Annotated in this window: 1 protein-coding gene; it reads left to right on the forward strand. The window is 41.2% G+C overall.

Annotated features, from left to right (window positions below):
* Positions 1-1,062: IS30 family transposase (locus tag NE257_RS11570; RefSeq protein ID WP_276532383.1), on the forward strand; the 1,062-nt coding region annotated here is incomplete at its 5' end.
* Between the last annotated feature and the right edge of the window lie 233 nt (positions 1,063-1,295).

A 1,295-nucleotide genomic window follows, 5' to 3' on the forward strand; every position in this document is an offset into this window, starting at 1 on the left:
CAGATCAATTATACCACAGAAAATCGTCACTTTAAGCACCTTTCTGACATCCAACGCGGAAAACTAGAACAAATGGCGAAATGTGGCACCTACACACAGACTGAAATGGCATGTGAATTAGGCGTCAGTCAATCGACTGTTTCTCGTGAACTGAGACGTGGAAGGACGCGTCAACTTGACTATCAGCATAACTATTACGAACAGTATATTGCTGTCTCAGGAGCACGAGTCTATCAAGAAAATCGCGCAAATTCGCATGCGAGAAATCATCATAAGTATTCTGCAGCGTTTTTTGCGACTTTGTCAGAAAATCTGGTGCCCAAGAATGGCCTACGGCTTCATAGTGTGGATACGTTCGTACGCACCTATAGGAAGTCTCACCCTGAGGAACGCGTGCCATGCACGAAAACCGTCTATGCTTTGATCAATGCTGCTGTACTCTCAATTCGTAACATTGATTTACCTATGAAGACCAGGATGCGACCACGAAAGAAAATAATTTCAGAACCGAAGGGCCGCAACGCTAAGCACTTAGGACGTAGTATTGAAGAACGTACTCAAGAAGTACTATCAAGGGAAACGTTTGGACATTGGGAAGTTGATTTAGTCTTAGGTAAGAAAACCAAAAATGAACCCGTCATCATCACGATGGTTGAACGAAAAACGCGCTATTTTCTCACAAAAAAAGTTTGGGGTAAAAGCGCTACATTGGTTCAAAAAGGGGTACTTGATTTAATGAAAAAACAAGGACTAGAACAGTTCAAGACGATAACCACGGATAACGGATCTGAGTTTTCCACGCTATCTCTTATCGAAGAAAACTTCTCGGATATTCAGGTATTCTTTACCCATGCGTATGCTTCTTGGGAAAAAGGCACGAACGAACGACATAACCGCATGCTTAGAGAATTTATCCCGAAGGGTATCACGCTGCGTCCTTTGTCTTACTCGCGCTTACATGCAATAACCGATGTAATCAACAACAGACCAAGAAAAATAATGAACTATGCAACACCTGCGGAACGGCTTCAGGAAGAACTGGCAAAATTAAAAGCCGCTTAACGTGCTTTGTTGATTCCATAGGATAAAAGAATAGATTAATTGAGTCAAGAGCCGCTTCGCTTCTTCTCTTGCCCCAACTAACCTATTCTTTTGAATCAGAACCACCAACAATCCACCAAAAAAATTGTAGGGGATATCAATCTTCCAAACCATTGGTAACACTGGATTATTAAGTAATTCGCTGTCTATAAAGGTTTTTTGATTTTTTTATGCATTTGATATTGCAATTAAGC

It is taken from the genome of Enterococcus italicus, from assembly GCF_023743875.1.
GTDB classification, from domain to species: Bacteria; Bacillota; Bacilli; order Lactobacillales; family Enterococcaceae; genus Enterococcus_G; species Enterococcus_G italicus.